The 19,996-nt window shown below is 62.4% G+C and carries 27 protein-coding genes and 3 tRNA genes; 16 read left to right on the top strand and 14 right to left on the bottom strand.

The genetic code is table 11. The features are described from left to right. Positions 1-102: 102 nt before the first annotated feature. The 4 genes from ABR948_RS17460 to ABR948_RS17445 form a co-directional block, all read right to left on the bottom strand. Positions 103-176, bottom strand: a tRNA-Gly gene (locus ABR948_RS17460). A gap of 321 nt (positions 177-497) precedes the next feature. Beyond that, complete coding sequence (locus ABR948_RS17455; protein WP_428120083.1) at positions 498-698, bottom strand: hypothetical protein; 201 nt, start codon at positions 696-698, stop codon at positions 498-500. A 190-nt stretch (positions 699-888) separates the two neighbouring features. Then, entirely contained in the window at positions 889-1,650 is a 762-nt protein-coding gene (locus ABR948_RS17450) for an FkbM family methyltransferase (protein ID WP_428120081.1), read from the bottom strand. Positions 1,651-1,847: 197 nt separating this feature from the next. Next, a tRNA-Tyr gene (locus tag ABR948_RS17445) sits at positions 1,848-1,933 on the bottom strand. Between the two features lie 227 nt (positions 1,934-2,160). On the opposite strand from ABR948_RS17445, the gene rlmB reads away from it, so the two are divergent. Further along, positions 2,161-2,988, top strand: coding sequence for a 23S rRNA (guanosine(2251)-2'-O)-methyltransferase RlmB (rlmB, locus tag ABR948_RS17440; RefSeq protein ID WP_428120079.1), 828 nt, complete (start codon positions 2,161-2,163; stop codon positions 2,986-2,988). Between the two features lie 77 nt (positions 2,989-3,065). Here the strand turns inward: rlmB and ABR948_RS17435 are convergent, their stop codons facing one another. The 3 genes from ABR948_RS17435 to ABR948_RS17425 form a co-directional block, all read right to left on the bottom strand. Next, the gene (locus ABR948_RS17435; protein ID WP_428120077.1) at positions 3,066-3,587 is read right to left on the bottom strand and encodes a hypothetical protein; all 522 of its coding nucleotides are present in this window, start codon (positions 3,585-3,587) and stop codon (positions 3,066-3,068) included. A gap of 67 nt (positions 3,588-3,654) precedes the next feature. Continuing rightward, on the bottom strand, positions 3,655-4,143 hold the full coding sequence (locus ABR948_RS17430) for a hypothetical protein (protein WP_428120075.1): 489 nt from the start codon (positions 4,141-4,143) through the stop codon (positions 3,655-3,657). Positions 4,144-4,306: 163 nt separating this feature from the next. Continuing rightward, on the bottom strand, positions 4,307-5,002 hold the full coding sequence (locus ABR948_RS17425) for a HoxN/HupN/NixA family nickel/cobalt transporter (protein ID WP_428120073.1): 696 nt from the start codon (positions 5,000-5,002) through the stop codon (positions 4,307-4,309). A 225-nt stretch (positions 5,003-5,227) separates the two neighbouring features. On the opposite strand from ABR948_RS17425, the gene ABR948_RS17420 reads away from it, so the two are divergent. Then, entirely contained in the window at positions 5,228-5,494 is a 267-nt protein-coding gene (locus ABR948_RS17420; RefSeq protein ID WP_428120071.1) for a hypothetical protein, read from the top strand. 68 nt (positions 5,495-5,562) lie between these two features. Here ABR948_RS17420 and ABR948_RS17415 read toward each other — a convergent pair whose 3' ends face one another. After that, positions 5,563-5,853 (bottom strand): hypothetical protein, encoded by a 291-nt coding sequence (locus ABR948_RS17415; protein WP_428120069.1) that lies wholly within the window; start codon positions 5,851-5,853, stop codon positions 5,563-5,565. A gap of 740 nt (positions 5,854-6,593) precedes the next feature. Between ABR948_RS17415 and ABR948_RS17410 the strand changes: the two genes are divergently transcribed. Both ABR948_RS17410 and ABR948_RS17405 read left to right on the top strand, forming a co-directional pair. Beyond that, the gene (locus ABR948_RS17410; protein ID WP_428120067.1) at positions 6,594-7,277 is read left to right on the top strand and encodes a response regulator transcription factor; all 684 of its coding nucleotides are present in this window, start codon (positions 6,594-6,596) and stop codon (positions 7,275-7,277) included. A 61-nt stretch (positions 7,278-7,338) separates the two neighbouring features. Then, complete coding sequence (locus ABR948_RS17405) at positions 7,339-8,781, top strand: ATP-binding protein (protein WP_428120065.1); 1,443 nt, start codon at positions 7,339-7,341, stop codon at positions 8,779-8,781. Between the two features lie 228 nt (positions 8,782-9,009). On the opposite strand, the gene ABR948_RS17400 is transcribed toward ABR948_RS17405, so the two are convergent. Further along, positions 9,010-9,273 carry a hypothetical protein gene (locus ABR948_RS17400; RefSeq protein WP_428120063.1) on the bottom strand — a complete coding sequence of 88 codons (264 nt, stop codon included), beginning with the start codon at positions 9,271-9,273 and terminating at the stop codon, positions 9,010-9,012. A gap of 172 nt (positions 9,274-9,445) precedes the next feature. Here ABR948_RS17400 and ABR948_RS17395 point away from each other — a divergent pair, with 172 nt between their 5' ends. The 6 genes from ABR948_RS17395 (at position 9,446) to ABR948_RS17370 (ending at position 11,127) form a co-directional block, all read left to right on the top strand. After that, complete coding sequence (locus ABR948_RS17395; protein ID WP_428120061.1) at positions 9,446-9,598, top strand: hypothetical protein; 153 nt, start codon at positions 9,446-9,448, stop codon at positions 9,596-9,598. Between the two features lie 110 nt (positions 9,599-9,708). Then, positions 9,709-9,783, top strand: a tRNA-Thr gene (locus ABR948_RS17390). A 110-nt stretch (positions 9,784-9,893) separates the two neighbouring features. Beyond that, complete coding sequence (locus ABR948_RS17385) at positions 9,894-10,085, top strand: hypothetical protein (protein ID WP_428120059.1); 192 nt, start codon at positions 9,894-9,896, stop codon at positions 10,083-10,085. A gap of 158 nt (positions 10,086-10,243) precedes the next feature. Further along, positions 10,244-10,483: a hypothetical protein gene (locus ABR948_RS17380; RefSeq protein WP_428120057.1), complete on the top strand. Its 240-nt coding sequence runs from the start codon at positions 10,244-10,246 to the stop codon at positions 10,481-10,483. A 243-nt stretch (positions 10,484-10,726) separates the two neighbouring features. Next, positions 10,727-10,912, top strand: coding sequence for a hypothetical protein (locus ABR948_RS17375; protein ID WP_428120055.1), 186 nt, complete (start codon positions 10,727-10,729; stop codon positions 10,910-10,912). Between the two features lie 86 nt (positions 10,913-10,998). Beyond that, the gene (locus ABR948_RS17370) at positions 10,999-11,127 is read left to right on the top strand and encodes a hypothetical protein (RefSeq protein WP_428120053.1); all 129 of its coding nucleotides are present in this window, start codon (positions 10,999-11,001) and stop codon (positions 11,125-11,127) included. Between the two features lie 12 nt (positions 11,128-11,139). On the opposite strand, the gene ABR948_RS17365 is transcribed toward ABR948_RS17370, so the two are convergent. Beyond that, a complete protein-coding gene (locus tag ABR948_RS17365) occupies positions 11,140-12,054 on the bottom strand; it encodes a LysR family transcriptional regulator (RefSeq protein WP_428120051.1) in 915 nt (304 codons plus the stop codon). A gap of 156 nt (positions 12,055-12,210) precedes the next feature. Between ABR948_RS17365 and ABR948_RS17360 the strand changes: the two genes are divergently transcribed. Genes ABR948_RS17360 through ABR948_RS17340 form a run of 5 tightly spaced genes read left to right on the top strand, consistent with a single transcriptional unit; the run spans position 12,211 to position 17,166 of the window. Then, positions 12,211-13,260 (top strand): ABC transporter substrate-binding protein, encoded by a 1,050-nt coding sequence (locus tag ABR948_RS17360; RefSeq protein ID WP_428120049.1) that lies wholly within the window; start codon positions 12,211-12,213, stop codon positions 13,258-13,260. Positions 13,261-13,312: 52 nt separating this feature from the next. Then, positions 13,313-14,107 (top strand): SDR family NAD(P)-dependent oxidoreductase, encoded by a 795-nt coding sequence (locus ABR948_RS17355; protein WP_428120047.1) that lies wholly within the window; start codon positions 13,313-13,315, stop codon positions 14,105-14,107. 14 nt (positions 14,108-14,121) lie between these two features. Continuing rightward, positions 14,122-15,549: an allantoinase AllB gene (allB, locus tag ABR948_RS17350; protein ID WP_428120045.1), complete on the top strand. Its 1,428-nt coding sequence runs from the start codon at positions 14,122-14,124 to the stop codon at positions 15,547-15,549. Between the two features lie 4 nt (positions 15,550-15,553). Further along, on the top strand, positions 15,554-16,393 hold the full coding sequence (locus ABR948_RS17345; RefSeq protein WP_428120043.1) for an ABC transporter ATP-binding protein: 840 nt from the start codon (positions 15,554-15,556) through the stop codon (positions 16,391-16,393). Next, a complete protein-coding gene (locus tag ABR948_RS17340) occupies positions 16,390-17,166 on the top strand; it encodes an ABC transporter permease (protein WP_428120041.1) in 777 nt (258 codons plus the stop codon). The genes ABR948_RS17345 and ABR948_RS17340 overlap by 4 nt, the downstream gene beginning before the upstream one ends. Before the next feature lie 17 nt (positions 17,167-17,183). Here the strand turns inward: ABR948_RS17340 and ABR948_RS17335 are convergent, their stop codons facing one another. Further along, entirely contained in the window at positions 17,184-17,306 is a 123-nt protein-coding gene (locus ABR948_RS17335; protein WP_428120039.1) for a hypothetical protein, read from the bottom strand. A gap of 216 nt (positions 17,307-17,522) precedes the next feature. Here ABR948_RS17335 and ABR948_RS17330 point away from each other — a divergent pair, with 216 nt between their 5' ends. Beyond that, the gene (locus ABR948_RS17330) at positions 17,523-17,777 is read left to right on the top strand and encodes a hypothetical protein (protein WP_428120086.1); all 255 of its coding nucleotides are present in this window, start codon (positions 17,523-17,525) and stop codon (positions 17,775-17,777) included. An 83-nt stretch (positions 17,778-17,860) separates the two neighbouring features. Here ABR948_RS17330 and ABR948_RS17325 read toward each other — a convergent pair whose 3' ends face one another. The 3 genes from ABR948_RS17325 to ABR948_RS17315 form a co-directional block, all read right to left on the bottom strand. Beyond that, positions 17,861-18,100, bottom strand: coding sequence for a hypothetical protein (locus tag ABR948_RS17325; protein WP_428120084.1), 240 nt, complete (start codon positions 18,098-18,100; stop codon positions 17,861-17,863). 156 nt (positions 18,101-18,256) lie between these two features. After that, entirely contained in the window at positions 18,257-18,973 is a 717-nt protein-coding gene (locus tag ABR948_RS17320; protein ID WP_428120037.1) for an outer membrane protein, read from the bottom strand. A 355-nt stretch (positions 18,974-19,328) separates the two neighbouring features. Then, positions 19,329-19,766, bottom strand: coding sequence for a hypothetical protein (locus ABR948_RS17315; protein ID WP_428120035.1), 438 nt, complete (start codon positions 19,764-19,766; stop codon positions 19,329-19,331). Positions 19,767-19,996 lie beyond the last annotated feature (230 nt).

The following is a 19,996-nucleotide window of genomic DNA, read 5'->3' as shown; positions in this document are numbered from 1 at the left end:
CTTCTTCGCGATCGACCGAATGACACTATCGAGGTCGGCTTCGGCCATTTTGATTTCCCGGGATTTGGACGCTGAGACAGCGGGGCGGATGTGCGGAGGCGCTGGAGCGGGTGAAGGGAATCGAACCCTCGTATTCAGCTTGGAAGGCTGCTGCTCTACCATTGAGCTACACCCGCGCGCGGCCGATCAACTAACATGCCGCGCGAGCCGCCTCAACCACCGATCGGCGGGCCACCCCTTAACAGGCGGTGATTTTCCGCCTATATTGGGGCTTCCATCAACAGCGAAAGGAGGTGATCCAGTGTCTTATACCAAGCGCTGTCACCTCGCTGGGATCGCCCGCTAAGCCCCAGGGCTTGGCAACGGGGCGCTCTCAGCCCTGGACCAGCGAGTGCAAAAAATCGGGGCGCGACGGGAGCCATCCCGCCGCGCCTTTTTATTTTGCCGAAATTCGCTGTTGAAACTGTTGGTCGAAATTCCTGGTCGAAGTTCTCAGGTCAGAAGCCGCAGACATTGACCAATCGCGGGCGCTGGCCGCGCCGGGTTTCGGCGATCCGTTCGCCGCCGTTGCAGGCCGAACTGCCGTAATAGCGGTGATGGCCTGACATGTCGTGCCAGTCGCCGGCTGCCGTCGACGCCGGAGCCCGCACGCTGTCGCTGATGATCGTCGCTGCCTTGCGTAAAATGACCCTCTCCATTGGCTGTTGCGTGACTTGATGGCGTGACTTGATTGCCCGGCTTTTTGCCGTGTCGTGCCCATCAGTCGCAACGCTTTCGGAGCGCGTTCACGGCGGGTCCGAACAATCGTGTTTCCGGACTGTTTCACGGCAGGCGCCGAACCGGCATCGAATGAAACGATGCCATTCGCCATCGTGCTTCGCGCCGCAGTTACGGCCGCGCCGGCGCTTTGCGGAACACGAAATTGTTGCAGTAATCCCTCTTCTTCCAGAACCATTCGCCGTCCTGGCGCTGGTGCACCGCCGCATCGAATTCGGCGATCGGCAACAGCCGATCGCGGCACACGAAGCTGCCTTGGTAGCCAAGGGTTTCGAGGTAGGAAAACACCTCGCCGACATGGCCTGACGCCAGATGTCGATTTTCACATTCAAACACCAGCAATGGCGCATGCCGGCGCAGCATCCGCTCCGCCCCCTTGAACAGACCGAGTTCGGCGCCTTCCACGTCGATCTTGAGCAGCGTGACTTTGTCGTTGGCATCGAAATAATCGTCGAGCGCGACCACCGGTACCGACAGCGTCGTGAAGCTGCTCGCCTCCGCGGCCTTGTGCGTCAGCGACGCGCCCGGCGAATGGCCCGCGGGAACGAACAACTCCTGATCGCCGGAATGCGAATAGACGGCTTTGGCTTCGACGCGCACATTGTCCAGTCCGATCGCCCGGCACACCTCGGCCAGGCGCCGGGCAAATTCCGGCTGCGGTTCGAAGGCGACCACCCGGCCGGTTCCGCACCAGCGCGACAGCCAGAAGATGAAACTGCCCTTGTTGGCGCCGATGTCGCAGACGATATCGCCGGACCGGACATGCTGCCGGATGACGTCGAACTCCGCGGTCTGGTCGCGAAACCTCGCCTTCAGCGCGCGAACCCGAAACCGGATGCTCTCATTGCTAAGCCAGGCTTGAAAGATCGACACCGGTCAGCTTTCGCGGCGCGCGAAGCAGGAGGGCGAGCCGAGCCGTGGCTCCCATAAAGCGGCCCATCCGCTGTGGCTTGCCGAACTGTGGCTTGCCGAACTGTGGCTTGCCGAACTGTGGCCTGCCGAACTGTGGCCTGCCGAGCCGTAGCTTGCGCAGCAAGCGAAGGCTGGTGGGGGAAGAAGGACTCGAACCTTGGTGGGGGAAGAAGGACTCGAACCTTCGAAGTCATAAGACGGCTGATTTACAGTCAGCTCCCTTTGCCACTCGGGACACTCCCCCATTTAGACCCCATCGCAACCCACCCGCCGAAATGGCGGCAGCTAGGCTACCGATGACGTTAATACCGGGGGCCGATGGCGAGCTCCCGGTCGGGCGGTTTATGGCGGATGGGCGGTGGCAAAGTCAACCAACGCCGCCGGCTGATCCGCGGCCAATTCAGGCCTTTGGGACCCCAAATTGCCATTATTCGGAACCCGTGACACAAGCCTTGCCATGAAAGACTTGTCATGAACGATCGCGATCGAAAGCCCAAGTTCCGGCGCAGCGGCGGCAAGGGCCCCGACAGACCCCGCGAATCCGGCCGCCGGCCGGCCTGGCACGGCCGTGAATCCAGCCCTGACGGTCCGGTCATCCTGTATGGCTGGCACACGGTCGTGGCGGCGCTGGCCAATCCGCAACGCCAGATTCGCAAGCTCTGGCTCACCGAAAACGCGGCGCGGCGTCTGGCCGACGACAACATCAAAATCCCCGTCACGCCGGAAATCGTGCGGCCGACCATGATCGACCAGCGCCTCGGGCCGGACGCCGTACATCAGGGCCTGCTGGCGGAAGCCGATCCCCTGCCCTCGCCGGAGATCGATGCGCTGGCGCAGGAAGGCATCGTGCTGGTGCTCGACCAGATCACCGACCCGCACAATGTCGGCGCCATCATGCGCTCGGCGGCGGCCTTTGCGGTCAAGGCCATCGTCACCACGGCGCGTCACAGCCCCGAGGCGACCGGCGTGCTGGCGAAATCAGCCTCAGGCGCGCTGGAACTGGTGCCGCTGGTCACGGTGCAAAATCTGGCGCGTGCGCTGACCGAGATGAACGATCAGGGCTTCATGACCGTCGGGCTCGACAGCGCGGGCAGCGAGAATCTCGGCGCCATCGCCCTGCAGCAACCGCTGGCGCTGGTGCTCGGCGCAGAGGGCAAGGGCCTGCGACAATTGACGCGCGAGACCTGCAGCGTGGTGGCCCGGCTCGACATGCCCGGCGAAATCAAAAGCCTGAACGTGTCGAATGCCGCGGTGCTGGCGCTCTATATCGGCGCTACCAGGCTCGGCCTGATGGGTTGAACATCCCCAAAAGAAGACGCCCGCTCGCGAGTTGCGAACGGGCGTCTTCGCTGGATTCCTGCAGTTAAACGCAGCGATCAGTAATAGCGGCGCTGCGTGTGCTCGCGATAGCCGTAGTGATGCGGCGCCATCGGCATATGATAGCCGTAGCGCGGCCCATAGACGTGATGGGGCGCGTACCCATAGTGATAGCCGGTGTGCTCATGCCAGGGGCGGTAGTGATGGGCGCCGTAGTAATAAGGGTGATGGCGATAGGCATGCCAGCCCGAAACCCCGCCTTCCCGATAGGTCGGATAAGGCGCGAAATTGCCGGGACCGCTATAGGTCGGACCCTGATCGACGTAATAATACTGCTGCCGCGGCGCCGGGGCGACTTCATACTGCTGCACCGGATCGGGGAGCCGTTCATGGGCCCAGCCGCAGCTGTTGCAGCCGGAATAGGTCGGCTCAACCGGGGGCACGTAGACCTGCGGCTGTGCGCACGGGCTGACATAGGCCTGTCCGCATGGCGAGCAACCTCCGCCGCACGCCATCGCGGGCACGGCGCTCAAAGCTACCACGGCTAACGCCGCTACCAATCCTGAAATCGTCTGACGCATTACTCTCTCCTGTGGGTTGTTTCTTGTTGGCTTGGTTGTTGTCGACTTGGTTCTTGTCGGCTTGGGTTTACTGGGGAAGCTTCCGGGGTTTTCGATATTGAAAATCCTGTGGCGGGTTGGCGGGATCCTGCGGGACGGCCTCGTGGTGTTGCGGAGCGACGATGACCGGCGGCGGATAAAACGGAACGGCGGGCTGCACCGGCTGCGGGGTGGATTGCGCGGACCACGATTGATGGAAGCTCTCGGCCTGCTTCGGCCTGCCGTTCGACGGCGGTTCGATTTCCAGGCGTCCATACCCCGGCAAGTGGCCGGAACTCGGGTAGTAATGACCGACGTTCGGCTCCGGATCGACCGGATGTCCGCCATAGACCGTGGGCTGCATGTGGAGGCCCTTGCCGAGTCCCCAGTCGCCTTCGACCACGGCATAGGAAGCGTCGACGCCGTTAATGATGATGGGCACGCCGGCGCGGCCGGGAATGACGATGACGGGAAGACTGTCGGCCAACGCCGTCGATGTGGTCGCGATCAAAAAGCCCAATGCAAATGCCGCGCGCATGATGTCTGGTCCCGATTACGGGCGGTACCCTAAGCGAACGCACCGGTCCAAGGGTTAAGGCCGCCGGCCAAATTGGCGGTAAGCCTAACGCCAAAGCCTTCACGCTCCGTCAATTGCGAGCGATCGCGATATCAGACTATTAACGCCGGTTAATCCGCGCCCGTCACGTCAACGCGGTCTCGATGATCGTCCGCGCGCCGATCGCGATGGTAATGACGCCGACGGCGCCCTGCAGGCCGCTGTTGGCCCAGGTCAGCCAGCGCGCGGAAAACGCCAGCGGCACTGCAATCACCGTTGACAGCGCGCCCATCCCGATCATCGAGCCAACCCCGAACAGCGCGACATAACCGAGCCCGACCACGACACTGGAAGCCTGCGATACCGTGAGCACCAGCAGCGCCGCCGAGCCGGCCATGCCGTGCATCAGTCCGACCAGCAGCGTGCGCCAGCGAAAGCCATGCGCGTGCCGATGCGGCGCGCTCACGTGGGCGATGGTTTCACCGGCATGGCTGTGCGCATGGACATGCACCTTGCCGTCGTCGTGGCTGTGCCGATGAAAATGCACCCGGTCCCGCCACAGCCGCCACAGCACATGGGCGCCGAGGCCGACCAGCATGATGCCGACGGCGGTCTCGATTGGTCGCGACAGGTGTTCGGGGATCGCGTGACCGATCACCAGCGCGGCGCCGGCGAAGGCGAACAATGTCAGCGTATGGCCGATCCCCCAGGTCAGCCCATGCTTGACGATATCGCCGACATCGGTGCGGCGCGCGGCGATGCTGGAGACCGCCGCGATATGGTCGGCCTCGAGCGCATGCTGCATGCCCAGCAAAAAACCCAATCCCAGAACTCCAAACATCAATGGCCTGCTTTGCCCCGCCGCGCTGCTCGATCCCGCAACTTCACACCGCCTTGAAGCCGGCACAAGCCGGATCTGGAACATCCGACGCCACAGGCTCTGTTGGTGCGGCCGTCACATCTATTTGAGCCGTTCGCGGACATAAACCGAAACAAATATCGAATCTTTGCCGGTGCCCTGGGCTACGGTTGTTGGCATACTGCCGTACCGATGAAGGAGGAACGCATGACGAAACTCAGGCTTGTTGGCGCTGCCGCGGTTGTTTCCTTCGTGCTGGCGGGACCGACAATGGCGCAGACCGAAACGGCGAAGCGCGTGAACCCCAACCATGTCCAGAATGTCGCGTGCGATCCCAGGGACCCGGGAAATCCGTTCAGCCGGACCTATGACTACATGACCTGGTCCGCCTGGCGAAGGAGAGGCAGCTGGGACGATCGTGCCGATTACACCTGTCAGCCTATCCCTGTGCACCCCTTCGGTAGCGGTTTCTAGACCCGCTGATATCGCGGCAGGCGCTGTCAGCGGCGTCGACCACATAAAACCGACGGGCCGCGCTCACATCATCGGCTGGCGCAGCCTCTCAAAAACTGCGTGCGCGCATCTCTTTCGGTGCCCGCGGCAGCGAACGAGGCGCCGAGACACCATTCGTAATGAACCGCAAAATCCGTCGACCAGCGGGCGCCCTGCAGGCCGCCGCCGCAGGCCGGACTGGACAATCCGCCGCGCACCTGGGTGAGGGCGGCCTTGGCATATTGTCTGCAAAAGCCGGGATCTACGGCGTGCGCCGAGGTCGAGAGAAGAACCATCGATACAGCGAATGCAACAACCGCCGGCGTCAGCCTGTTCACCATGTCGTTTCTCCCCGGCAGGACTTGATTCTCGCGGATCGACCATAGCGCCGCGGCGCGGGTGGTCAGGTTTCCAGCGCGGCGACCGGATGTGTCCGAATCATCCGCGGCCATTGTATGCTGCAAAAAGCCGCGGGCTGCCGGCTTGGCCGAGACAAGACCAATCCTGTTGGCCGCTGAGATCTCGCCGGAGGCTACGCAAGTGCGGTCAGCCCTTGCTCTATTGATGCTGGTTTGGTGCGCCGGCTGCGCTGACTTCCAGAAGTTGGTGGCGCAGGCGCCTGCCCCCGCGTCCCAGCCAGCCCAAGTGCCGGCAATCCCACCGGCCAACCCTGCGCCGGTTGCCGATGCCGCGCCTGCCAGATTCGAATGCAGCGACGGAACCATTTCAACTTCGCAGGACGCCTGTCTGATCGCCATGGCCAAGGCCCGGCTTCCCCCATCACAGAATGTTGAGCGGACCGGCACGACGCGGTGATCGCGAAGCTAACACGCAATTTAATGGCGGGGCCGATTGATCATACCTATGTCTTGAACGGGTAGGCCCCCGCGCCTGCCCCGGATGCGTGTCAGACCGCCGCGGGGCGGACGGCGTATCCCCCCAAACCGGTATTCCCAATCAGGGACCCCGTTGTCCCGCAGGGCGTTGACATATGATGGCAGTCGTCTCGGGTAAACATACGGCTTCGGCGGTTGCACGCCCGGGCACCGCGAACAAGTTCGCGGTAGTTGAGGGTCGGCCGATGACAACACTGCTTCTGATCGAGGACGACAGCGAAACGGCGCAAGAAATTACCGCCGAACTGTCCGATTGCGGCTTTGAAGTCGTGTGGGCGGCCAATGGGATCGAAGGCCTCGACCGGGCGCGCTCATTGCGGCCCGATGCCATGATCGTCGACCGGTTGTTGCCGGGAATGGACGGCCTTACGGTGATCGAGGCGCTGCGGAAGGATCAGGTGCGTACCCCGGTGCTGGTGCTGAGTGCGCTTGGCGCGGTCGACGATCGCGTGCGCGGACTGCGGATGGGAGGCGACGACTATCTCACCAAACCATTCGCGTTCGTGGAACTGATTGCGCGGATCGAAGCGCTGCTGCGCCGTCCGGCGGAATCGCGCGAGCGGACGCTGCGGGCAGGACCGCTTGAGCTCGACCTGATCGAGCGCACCGTCAAGCGCGGAGAGCGTGTCATCGACCTCTTGCCGCGCGAGTTTCGTCTGCTCGAATATATGATGCAGCGCTGCGATCAGTTGCTGACGCGGGCCATGCTGCTCGAGGAGGTCTGGAACTACAAATTTGTTCCGGCGACCAATCTTGTCGACGTGCATATGGGCCGCCTGCGGCATAAGGTAGACGGGCCTGGCGATACCCCTATGATCCACAGTGTCCGTGGCACCGGGTTCATCCTTCGCACGGGCCAAAAAATCTAGACGGCTGGCAGCGAACCGCCGCTGTCGACGTCAGTTAAGGACATCCAGCCGGCGAGACCAGATGCGTTCACCGCAATTCATATACACGACCACCTTCCGTTGGGCCCTGACCGTGACGGCCGTGCTGGCCATTTTTGTCGCCGCGCTGTTCGGCTTCATCTACTGGAAAACCGAAGAATACCTGATCGCGCGATCCGACAGCGTGCTCGCCGGCACGCTGAACATCATTGCGGCGACACCGGAAGAGCGTCGATTGATTGCGATCAATCAACATCTGAAGGAGGATTCCCGCAGCCTTCAGCATGCCGGACTGTTCGATCCGGACGGCCGCAGGATTGGCGGCAATCTGGAGCGGATGCCGCCTGAGCTCAAGCTGAATGACACGGTTCAGAGCGTCCCCATTGTCAAGATGCTTCCGGACGGCGGGCAGACGAATTGTGTCGTCCGCGCCATCGCGAGGCGCATGCCGAACGGCAATGTGCTGGTGATCGGACGCGAAGTCGACGAAGCCAACAAGATTTCCCATGTCGTTGGCCTCGCGGTTACGCTCGGCCTGGTGCCGGCTTTCTTTCTTTGCCTGATCGCCGGCGCGTGGCTGAGCGTGCGCGCGCAAAAACGTATCGAGGAAATCAACCAGCGGGTCCAGCGCATCATTGCCGGCGATCTGAGCGAGCGGCTTCCCTATCGCTCGGTCGATGAGCCGCTTTCGAAACTCGCGATCATCGTCAACGGCATGCTCGACAAGATGGAAACGATGATCCATGCGCTCGCCGGTGTCGGCAACGACATCGCCCACGACGTGCGAACGCCGCTGACGCGCGCGCGGCTGACGCTGGAGCGCGGGCGCACCAATGCCACCACGCTGGAGCAGCTTCAGGCCGTCGCGGACAAGTCGATTGTGGGCATCGATCAGGCCCTGACGATCGTCACCGCGCTGCTGCGGCTGGCGGAGATCGAAAACAGCCGGCGGTCGGCGGGTTTCGGCGAGGTCGCGCTCGACGAGATGCTGGACGAGGTGTGCGATATCTATGAGCCGATCGCCGAAAACAAGAATATCGCGCTGCACGTCGAAGCGACGCATCGTCTGACCGTGCGCGGCGACCGCGACTTGTTGATCGAGGCGGTCGCCAACCTGATCGACAACGCCATCAAGTTTACGCCCGAAGGCGGAAAAGTGAGGGTCGAATTGCTGCACGGCGAAGGCGCGGCCATCATCCGCGTGACCGACACCGGCGGCGGCATCAGCGCCCAGGAGCGCGATGCCGTGCAGCGGCGTTTTTATCGCTCCGACAAGATCAGAAATACGCCGGGTGTGGGTCTTGGCCTCAATCTCGTGACCGCGATCGTCAAGTTGCACGGCTTTCGACTGACGATCTTCTCCGGTCCCGGGTGCCGGGTGGAGATTGCATGCCCGGACGCGCCGGGGTGGACGCAGGCGGCACCCGCAAGCCCACGACCCGAGAAACTGACGCACCCGTCGGACGCCGTCGTCGTCAGTTCGTGAAGCAGAGATTTATCCCACAGCGCTTCATTTCTTGCGACCGATATTCCCGATTGCGGAGTTGAGGCGTTTGATGAAGGCGCTGATCCACCGATCCTCGATACCTCCTTCATCGCGAGATGCGCAGTCCAGCTGCGCGAGATCTCGATCGCGCGTCGTGGGAAGCCACGGCGTAGGTGGTTGCTGGTTCATGCCGCGACCGCGCCCGTGGGATCTGCGTCTCTCTCGATTTCACAGCGGCAGACCCGGCAGGTAAAAGTCTGCCTTTCGAAATCGCCGCCCCGCGATGGATGCGGTGTGCGCCTCGTCAGGCGCATGGAATTTTTGCATTTCGGGCAGGTAAGGGTATCGGTGACGCCAAAGCGAGTTGGCATGAGCATGTTCCTTTTTGCTTGCAAGGAACCAAGCCGCTACTTTTACTGGTGTTCCGGAAAAACAACACCTAATCCGGGAATCGATCTTCTTGATCGAAAAAGGCCCTTTTGCCTGATTCAAATGCGGCCCCCAAGGGGTCGAAACAGGCCGTTACCGTGGCTCCCCACCGGGCTACCTCAACGAGATACCCGCCTCAGGTGATGCGTGCTTCGGGTCACGGATCGTTAACGATGTGTGAAGCTCTCTGTGAACATTTTAAGGATCCGTCCGTCTACTGGGCAGGAGCCTCCAGATGACCCGCAGAGACCGAGAAGAACTCAACCGAAGGCTGGCGCAAGCCCGCCGACTGGCCCTGGAGCCGTCCGATCCCCTGACGCGGGAACGGCTGGCCCAGCTGATCGAGGACCTGGAGTTTCAGCTTCAGGATCAGCGCAAGGTCGCCTAGCCGCGGCAGGACAAGTCTGTTATTCGACGGCCCGCCTGCCCGATCCACACCGGTTTGCGGCAGGCAACGCCGGAATGTTCCGGGCATCGATCGATGATTGAGTTGGGTTGGCCGGTTTAGCTCAGCGGTAGAGCAGCGGTTTTGTAAACCGAAGGTCGGGAGTTCAATCCTCTCAACCGGCACCAGCCACTCAGCGGACACGGCGTCAGCGGCCCCATCGCCCGGCTGGATTCAGCGCTCTTGACGCAGCTGCTTTCCGGGTCAGAATGGTCGACCAGCTGAATCGGAGCCGCCCATGAAATTTTTCATTACCGCGCTCGATACGTCAGGAATCATCAGGCTACGCCGGGATTCCGTGCCCGCCGCGATGAAGAAGGCCACCGAACTGTTGTCGGACGGATGCTTGAACGTTGAAATCATCACACCGGACGGGGCCGCCTACAGTCCCAGCCAGTTTGAGCAGCTTCGGGACCAGGTCAGGGCTTAGTCGATCGCGTCGCGGCCGGGATATCGCGGTCCAATCCCACCGGATGCCGCGACCGGCAGAGCCGCGCCGATCCAATCTGCAATCCATAATGCTTTCAACGGCTTCTGCTCGGTTCCGGATTTCGCCGATGCGAGTTCCGCGGGTTCCGGCATGGCCCCATGCTCGAAAGTTCGAGCGCTCAGGCGTTGTTCCCGGAAGGGAACATCATGCCAGATTACCGCGCCTACCTGATCGATTCCAATGACCGCGTGACTTCGCGCAAGGACCTGGTCGCGCCAACGGACGACGCTGCGCTGCAAACCGCCCGGCAATATGCCGACGGCGCAGACGTCGAGGTGTGGGAGCGCGCCCGCAAGGTGGGACGGCTCAGCAAAACCAACCCGAACCCAAATCCATGATTCGCATGGTCCGGACCAAAGCTCGCAAGTGCGTCGTCCCAGGCAGATGCCTGACGCCAACGAAACCCGCCGCGTCACCTCGCGTTCGCGGCTGCCTGATGGTGGCCGCGACCCGGCCCAAGCCTGGCCAAAGCCCGGCGATCGATTCAGTTCTGTTAAAATTGGCGCGGTGAGTAACCTTCATCGGCAAGGTTAAAAGTAGAGCCAGATTGCGCTCTCGCGTGCAGGCTGTATGGCTTTTGCATGTCCTCGTCATTCCACAACGCCGACAAGAGCACCCACCGCAGGGTCATGCTGGTAGGGCTGACGTTCTGTGCGCTGTTTGTGGCCTTCAGCTTCTTTGCGCGCGAGCAGCCGGAGAACAGCTACGTTCTGCAGAAGGCGGACCGGCTGGTTCGCACCGCCGGCACGCCATTGCCGGCCAATTGACCGGTTTCTTTGAAGCCGGAGGGAACCGGCAGGCCACCACCGCGATTATTCCCGACGAGATATCCGCGCGCGGATAGGAGGCGATCATGTCTCAGTGGCACGACAGCATGGTGGACCGGCCGGACGACAATGACTCGGCCTATATGACGGGCTGGACGATTTCCGGCCTCGCCGTGCTGGGCGCGATTGTCACGGTCTGGATGTTCGGCATCTAAGACGCTTGTGATTCAAGAAACCTGCCCCGTTGGCGTTTTCTGCATGCTCTTGAGCATCAGTTCGGCGAAGGTCGCCGCGGCGACCGGAAGACTGCGGCCGCGCAACTGGCACATCACGAGGTCGGCGGTCGGAAGATCGCGCACATCGACCGGCCGGCCGGTCAGGCCCATGCCGAGATCGCCTGTGGGCGCGCCGATCTCGATCTGGAACGAGATCATGTTGCAGCGAAAAACCAGCCCCCTCAACATTTCAAACGAATTGGATTCAGCGAGCGTGTTGAAGCGCAGGTCGCGCCGCGTGGTGACCTCGTCGAGGATCTGCCGGCCGCTCAGCGTGCGATCGGGCAGCGCGGCCGGATATTCGGCGCATTCCGACAGCCGAACGGTTTTCTTGGCCGCCAGCGGATGATCGGAGCGAACGATGACGACCAGCCGCTGCGGAATGCTCGCGATCACGCGCAGCGACGGCCACATCGCCGGGCGATAGACCAGCGCGAGGTCGACTTCGTAAGCCGCAAGTGCTGCCAGTGCGCGCTCATGATCCATCACCCGCAGATCAAACAGGACCTTGGGATGCTTTTTCTGGAACGCCGCGATGTGGGACGGCAGGAAATCAAGCGCCAGTGCCTGGCTGCACGCGATCTGGATCGGTCCCCGGCGCAGGCCGCGTAAATCCTCGACCTGCGACAGCATCCGTTCGGCCTCGGCGATCTGGCTGCGGGCATAGCGCACGAACATCTCGCCTGCGGTCGTCAGCCGCACGCCGCGCGGACGGCGCTCGAACAGCGGGGTTCCGACTTCGGCCTCGAGGTCCTGAATGCGGCGGTTCATCGCCGACGGCGTCAGGTTGAGGCGCTCGGCGGCCTTGCGGATCGACCCCATGCGCGCGACCTCGACCACATGGGCCAGCAGCTTCAGATGTCGCATGGCGTCTCCAGTGAGGCCTTTTTTGCACCGCTGATGACGAAAACTAGCAGCAGATTAGCTCACTTAAAAGAGCTAGCTTGATAGCAAGACCCGGTGAGCCTGCCCGCACCCAGGCCCGGACCGGGAATTGGTCCCAGACTTAACAGGAAAACTCCGATGATCGGACACCACGCTTTTCGTGGCATGCAGGCGCTTGCGCTGGCATTGGCCTTCACCACCGGCGCCGCGGCCGCCGCCCAGGCTGACACCAAGATCAAGCTGGTTTTGAACTGGAAGTATGAGGGGCCGCAGGGAATGTTTTTCCTGGCCCAGGATCGCGGCTATTTCAAACAGGAGGGCCTCGACGTCACCTTCGATCAGGGCAACGGTTCGGGTGCGGCGGTCCCGCAAGTAGCCAATGGCGCCTACGACATGGGCTTCGGCGACATCAATGCGCTGATCGAGCTTGCGGCGAAGAAGCCGGATGAAGCGCCGGTCGGGGTCTTCATGCTCTACAATCGACCGCCCTTCACGGTCGCGGTCAAGGCCGACAGCCCGATCAAGACGCCGGCGGATTTTGTCGGGCGCAAGCTCGGTGGCGCCGCCAACGACGGCGCGCTGAAACTGTTTCCGGCGCTGTGCGCCACGGCCAGGATCGATTGCAGCAAGGTCGAGATCGTCAACATGCAGCCCAGCCTGCGCGAGCAGATGTTGATGCAGGGACAGGTCGACGGCGTGTTCGGCTATGTCACCACCATCCGCTTCAGCGCGAAACTCACGGGCGTCGATCCCGACAAGCAGTTGCGTTTCATCAAGTTCGGCGATTACGGCATGGATCTTTATTCCAACGCGATCATCGTCTCGCGCAAATTCGTGAAGGAGCATCCGGAGGCCGTGAAGGGTTTCCTCAAGGCGCTCAACCACGGCATCAAGGACGCGATCGCCGATCCGCAGGCCGCGATCGACGCCGTCGCGACCCGCGAGCCCCTGATCAAGCCGGCGATCGAGCGGGCACGGCTCGATGCGACCCTGGCCGACGAAATGAGCCATCCGGAAATTGCCAAGATCGGCCTCGGCGATGTCAGCGACGAGCGGATGACGAAGGCGATCGATATCCTGGTCAAGGCCAAGGAATTGCCGCGCACGCCCGCGACCTCGGAAATATTCGACCGCAGTTTCCTGCCGCCGGCCAGTGAGCGGCCGACCGCGATCCGCCCGGCCATGTGACGATACCGAACGGCAATTTCTAACCTTTCCAACACAGCACGGATGAATTTCCATGAAGCTTTCGCTTGGCGATCGAGTTGCGCTTATCACCGGCCCGGCCAAGGGCATGGGCGCTTCCATCACGCATGCTTTCGCGGCCGAGGGCTGCAAGCTGGCCCTGGTCGGACGGGACACCGCGGCGATCGAGCCGGTCGCCGCGCAAGTGAAGGCCGCCGGCGGCATGGCGATCGTCATCCCCTGCGATCTCACCGATGCAAAACAGTGTGAAGAGGCCGTCGAGGAAACCAAGGCCCAATTCGGCGGCCGCCTCGACATCCTGGTCAATGTCGCCGGCGGGTCGGGCCCGATCGGCAAGACCGGCGTGCAAACCACCCCGGAGGAGTTCGACGAGATCGTCACCCTCAATGTGAACGGATGCTTCCACACCATGCGCGCGGCGCTGCCGACCATGATCGCGCAGCGCTACGGCAAGGTCGTCAATGTCGGCGGCACCTTCGGCATGCGCGGACGCGCCGGACGCGTCGCCTACTCGGCCTCGAAATGGGGCCTGCGCGGCATCACCAAAAGCTTCGCGCTCGAGGTCGGCCAGTTCAACATCAACGTCAATTGCGTCGCGCCCGGCATGGTCGATGGCCCCCGCTTCCGCGACAAGGTCTGCCGCGACATGGCGCAGAAGCTCGGCATCTCCGAAGCGGAGGCCGCCGAACGCCACGCCGCCGATTACGCCATGAAGCGGGTAACGGTGGATGCCGACGTCGCCAATGCTTGCCTGTTTCTCGCCAGCGACGTATCGCGCCAGATTACCGGCGTCGATCTGCCGGTCGATGGCGGCTGGGCGATGTTGTGACGGGAGATCTGATCATGTCCGACACAGTCGATCTGGTCATCAACGGCGGCACGATCGTTTCGCCGAATTCAAGCTATAGCGCCAGCATCGCGATCAAGAACGGCCTGATCCACGCCATCGGTGCGCCGGAGGCGATGCCTCCGGCCGCGCAGACGCTGGATGCGAACGGGCTTCATATCCTGCCCGGCGCCATCGACGTTCACGTGCATTTTCGCGATCCCGGCTATCCCCAGAAGGAAGACTTCGCCAGCGGCACCGCCGCCGCGGCGTTCGGCGGCGTAACGACCGTATTCGACATGCCGAACACTTTGCCGACCATCGGCACGCCGCAAGCCCTCGCCGACAAGCACAGAATCGCGTCCGCCAAAGCCTATGTCGATTACGGGCTCTATGCGGTGCTGGGCGAGGACAGCATCGAGCATGTCGGCGCCCTGATCGAGGGCGGCATCATCGGCTTCAAGCTCTATATGGGAAACACCTTTGGCCGCATCCCCTCGCCCACCACCGGCGCGATGCTGGAAGCGTTCGAGGTGGTGGCGCCGACCGGCAAGCGGATCTCGCTGCATGCCGAGACCAATTCGATCATGGAGCGGCGGGAGTCGCGGCTGCGCGCCGCCGGCCGCGTTGAGCCGATCGCGCATCTGGCGGCGCGGCCGGCGGTGGTCGCGGTCGAAGCCGTCGCACGCGCGGCGATACTCGCCGAATGGACCGGTGCGCGTATTCACGTGCTGCATATCTCGTCGGCGGCCGAGCTGCGCCCGCTCGCCGAGGCCAAGGCCCGTGGCGTCGACATAACAGGCGAGACCTGCCCGCATTATTTGCTGCTGTCCGAGCACGACTACGAGAAATTCGGCGGCATTATCAGGGTCAATCCGCCGGTGCGCGAGGCCAGCAACCGGCAGCCATTGTGGGACGCGCTGATGGACGGCACGATCGACATCATCGCGACCGACCACGCGCCGCATGCGCCGGAAGAAAAGACCCGCGCCGACATCTGGACGGTCGATTGCGGCTTTCCGGGGGTAGAGACCCAGATGCCGCTGATGCTGACCGAGGTCAATCGCGGCCGCGCCACGATCGAAGACTACGTGCGATGGAGTGCTGAGAACCCCGCGAAGATCTGGGGTCTCTACCCCCGCAAGGGCACCCTGACGGTGGGTTCGGACGCCGACATCGCCATCGTCGACGTCGCCAGAGAATGGACCATCGACGACGCGCTGATCCAGTCGCGCTCGAAGATTTCGCCGTGGCAGGGCCGCAAGGCCACCGCGTTGCCGATCCACACGCTGGTGCGTGGACGCTTCGTGATGAAGGATCGCGTGCTGCAGGAGAATGCGCGCGGCTTTGGCCGCTCGGTTCATGCGATCCAACAGATGCCGGCCGCCATGCCGCGCAATACCGACACCACGATGGCCGCGATTACCTCCCGCAAAGAAAGCTAGTCCGATGGACGCTTCGCCAGCCCAGCCGGCGTTCCCCGCCGGCAATGTGATCGACCTCGAAAAGGTCAGAGTGACCTTTGGCAGCGACAAAAACCAGGTCACGGCGCTGGCGGAAACATCCCTGCGCATCAGCCATGGCGAATTCGTAGCCCTGGTCGGTCCCTCCGGTTGCGGCAAGTCGACCATTCTCAAGCTGGTGGCGGGGACGCTGACGGCCTCGCAAGGCCATGTGTTCGTCGCCGGCCGCGAGGTCGGCGCCAACCATGTCCGGATCGGCATGGCATTCCAGAACCCGACCTTGCTGCCATGGCTGAACATTCGCGACAACGTCATGCTGCCGCTCAAGATCGTGCCGCCGTTCAAGCAGGAATTCTCGGCCAAGCGCAAATCTGAATATCGCGACCGCGTCGAGGCCTCGCTGGCGCAGGTCGGCCTGGCCGGCTTCGGCGACAAATTTCCCTGGCAATTGTCCGGCGGCATGCAGCAGCGGGCCTCGCTGTGCCGGGCATTGATCCATGATCCGACGCTGCTTCTGCTCGACGAGCCCTTCGGCGCCCTCGACCAGTTCACCCGCGAGGAACTGTGGGAGATCATGCAGAACCTGTGGATCGAAAAACGGCCGACGGTGCTGCTGGTGACCCACGACCTCAAGGAAGCCGCCTATCTGGCGTCGCGAATCTGCGTCATGCAGGCGCGTCCCGGCCGCATCGTCGACGACAGCGTGGTTCCGTTCGCGCGTCCGCGGACCATCGAAGTGTCTTTCGAACCCGACTTCGTATCGCTCACCCAGCGGCTGCGCGAACGCATCGTGGCCGCCCGTGCCGTCCAGGAGATCGCATCATGAACGAACAGCTGCGGCGCCGCATTCTGTCGATGACCTGCATCCTCGGCTTCTTCGTCGCCTGGGAGCTTCTGTGTCTGCTGTTCCACGTCTCCGACATCGTGCTGCCGCGTCCGAGCGAGATTCTGATGACGCTGTGGACGCGGTTTCCCGCGATCTGGCCGCACGCGCTGCAGACGCTCTATACCACGCTGGTCGGATTTGCGCTCGGCATCGTGATCGGCATCCTGCTCGGCATGCTGATCGGCTCGTCGCGCCTGGCCTACGACGTCGCCTATCCGATGCTGGTGGGATTTTCCTCGATTCCCAAAGTGGCGGTGGTGCCGATCTTCGTGCTGTGGTTCGGCGCCGGCACCGTGCCGGCGGTCCTGACCGCGATGATCATGTGCATCTTTCCGATCGTGGTGAATGTGGCCACCGGGCTTGCCGCGACCGAACCCGAACTGCAGGACGTGATGAAAACCCTGCGCGCCACCAAACTGGAAATCCTGTGGAATGTCGGCCTGCCCCGGACGATGCCCTATTTCTTCGCGTCGCTGAAGGTCGCGGCGACATTGGCCTTCGTCGGCACGGTGATCTCCGAGACCGTGGCCTCCAACCGCGGCATCGGCAATTTGATGATGATCGCGAGCTCAAGTTTTGACGTGCCGCTGGTATTTGCCGGGCTTTTCATCCTGGCCGCGCTTGGCGTCGCCCTCTATGTGATCTTCTCGCTGATCGAGGGCCGCGTCACCGGCTGGGCGGTACGCAGCGACAACTTCGCGGCCGGCGGTTAGCCGATGCGACCTGTGCGCTAAAGCCAGGCGCAGACCAGCAACACATTGGCGACGCAGGCGGCCAATAAGGCCACCGCCAGCGTGAGGTGCACGCGCTCGCAGGAGGTTTGCAGGATCGTTCCCATGACGGGCGGAAACATCGGGCGATTCTAGCCGGGGAGTCTCGGGGATTATTTCTCATGTGATTCAGGACTCGTTTACGACTCAGGGACTCCCGCAAAACAGCCGCGCCGGCCCCTCGATTCCAGCTGAAATTTGCCGATTTTGACCGACTCTCGCCGAAATGCCGGCCGCACCCCGGGGCTGCAACCCTGGGGCGGCTTGGCGCGTTAGGGCAGTTTAGCGGAGCCGAAATGATGCCCTATGCGCTGTTTTGCAACGAGGCCAAGCTGAGCAAGGCCTATCCGACCGAGGCGGATGTCTGGAAGCTGGCCCGGCAAAGCGGACTCGTGGTCGACGCGGTAACCGAGCCGGACCGGCCGGCCCCCCGGCCGCTATTGGACAATGATTATGAGATCAGGTCCTGCCGTCCCGACCCGCAGGAAGATCCAGCCAGGAATCAGGCCGACGCCGAGCGTGAAGCCGAATCGGAATTACAGCTGAGTTCGTGAGAATCGGTATTCGCGCGAATCAGGAGCCGGACGGCACGGGGCAACCGTGCCAGCCGGCAAACACCGCGCTCCGGTGCCGCGCCCTACGGCGTGGCCTCTACCAGCGACGCCTGCTCCGCGGCGAGCGAAACGCAGGCTTTCCGGCGATGCAGCCCCCGGATCGCGCCCGTGATTTTAAGCACCTTCCCGACAGGACATGAAGCATCCTGCACGAAGGCAGTTTCATAGGGCGCCAGCATCAGCGGCTCGGATTTCAGGACGGTCTGGGCCAGGCACGGCGCTGCGATCGCGGAAAAAGCCAACGCTAACGTCAAAACACGCATGTTTGTTTGTCCACCAACCGGCACAGTCATAATAACCGATCGCTGGCAAAAGTTTCATGACCGACGAAAATTATTTTCGTTCGCTTGCCTCTCATGCTGCCGCAACAAAAAAGGCCGGCGATAAACCGGCCTTTTCCGTCACGATGTAAATCGGTTTCAGTAGCGCGCGGCCACCGGGCCACCCCAGCCGAAGCGATAGTTCACGCCCAGCTTGAAGGTGTGCTCGTCTTCCCGGAACTTGGCGCCGATGATCTCCGCGGGCCCGCCGGTAAAGGTGGTGCTGCCGAAATTGTAATACATGTATTCGCCCTTAACGGACCAGTTCGGCGCGAACATGTATTCGAGACCGCCGCCGACGGTGTAACCGTCGCGGTGGGTGCCATCGGTCGTAAAGGCCACCGGCGCGCCGGCAGCATTACTGGCGCCGACACCAACACCGTCGCGCCAGGCGTAACCGCCCTTGGCGTAGAGCAGCGCCGGACCCCAAGTATAGCCCAGCCGGCCGGTCACCGAGCCAAGTTCGTTGGTGTTCCCGGTCACCGTGGTTCCCAGCGGGAACGTCGTGCTGCTGCCACTGCCGCCGGCAAGCCAGCTGTACTGGGCCTCGGCACCGATCACCCAGTTGGTCGCGAACTGGTAGTCGGCACCGCCCTGGATGCCGCCCAGGAACTGGCCGTTGCTTCCCCCAAGGCTGTTGTTGCCCCCGAACGCGCCGCCGATATGGCCGCCGATGTAGAAGCCGGTCCAGTTATAGACCGCTTCCGGCGCCGTATAGACCGGAGCCTTCGTATAGGTCCGCGCCGGAAGATCGGCCGCGAATGCGGGAGCAGCGAACACGATACAAGCGGCTGCACCGAGCAGAAGTTTTTTCATGGAGTAGTTCCCCGTTATTGACGTTGGTGACATCAATCAAACAACGTGGCGGCAATTTGGTTGCTTCGTGGCACCGCCAGATCACATTTGTTTCTCAACTGTTACTGCGCAGCAACGACGCCATTTTGTTCCATCGGGATTCTCTTTTTTTGCCGACAAAACGGCCACTTCGCAGTGTTGCACTGCGTCCAGCGAGTAACACTGGAACTCACGGCTCGCCTAAAAGTGATCCAAGTTCCACGGGGCTTTTGAAGCGTCGACGGAAAAGTCGACAGAAAATCGTGGGCGGGGCGCAGGAGATCGCGAGGCGCTGTTCGTCGGCGCCAATAAATGTTGATGAAACGTTGATGAAACGCTATCGCGTCATCTTTTCCATCTCGGGAAACGCCGCATAGACCGCACCGGCGCAGAGTTCGCCGGCGTTCTCGGCCATGCGGTCGAGCCGGCCATCGACGAAAAGTATCGCGCGTTCTTTCGGCTCGCGATAACCGCCGTCGGATTCCCGCGCGGAAAAACGCAGACAGGCGACGTAACGCACGTGACCACTGACGGTACGCTGCACCGGCTCGGCCACCACAGCCTCATGCACACCCACCGGATTGTTGAGATAGGTTTTCATGAACGCCAGCAAGTCGGTGCGGTAATTATTGGGAAACGGCTGGTTGGTGCCGTTGCGATCGGCGGTATAGGACATGCTTTTGCCGTCGTCGCCGAAGCCCGGCAGGCCGCCGGCGCAGGCCGCGAGTGCGATCGGCAGCGTCAGGATCGCCACGCACTTTATCGGTATCCGCAAGCTCGATATCCCCAAGCTCGACATCCCCAAGTGATCGCCAAGCGCAATCCGTCTTTCAAAATTTCGAACCCCCCCGCGGTTCTAGACCTTCCGCGAACGAAAGGGAATCCGCATTTGCAGGCCAAATCTGCTGAAGACCAAGCCTGCTGAAGACCAAGCCTGCTGAAGACCAAGCCTGCGCCAATATAGCTGACAACCCAGCATGCTCATAACATGCCGTCCAACATAGC

It is taken from the genome of Bradyrhizobium sp. (assembly GCF_050014615.1).
GTDB lineage: Bacteria > Pseudomonadota > Alphaproteobacteria > Rhizobiales > Xanthobacteraceae > Bradyrhizobium.
The sequence above is the reverse complement of the archived record's forward strand: the minus strand, read 5'-3'. Positions and strand labels throughout refer to the sequence as shown.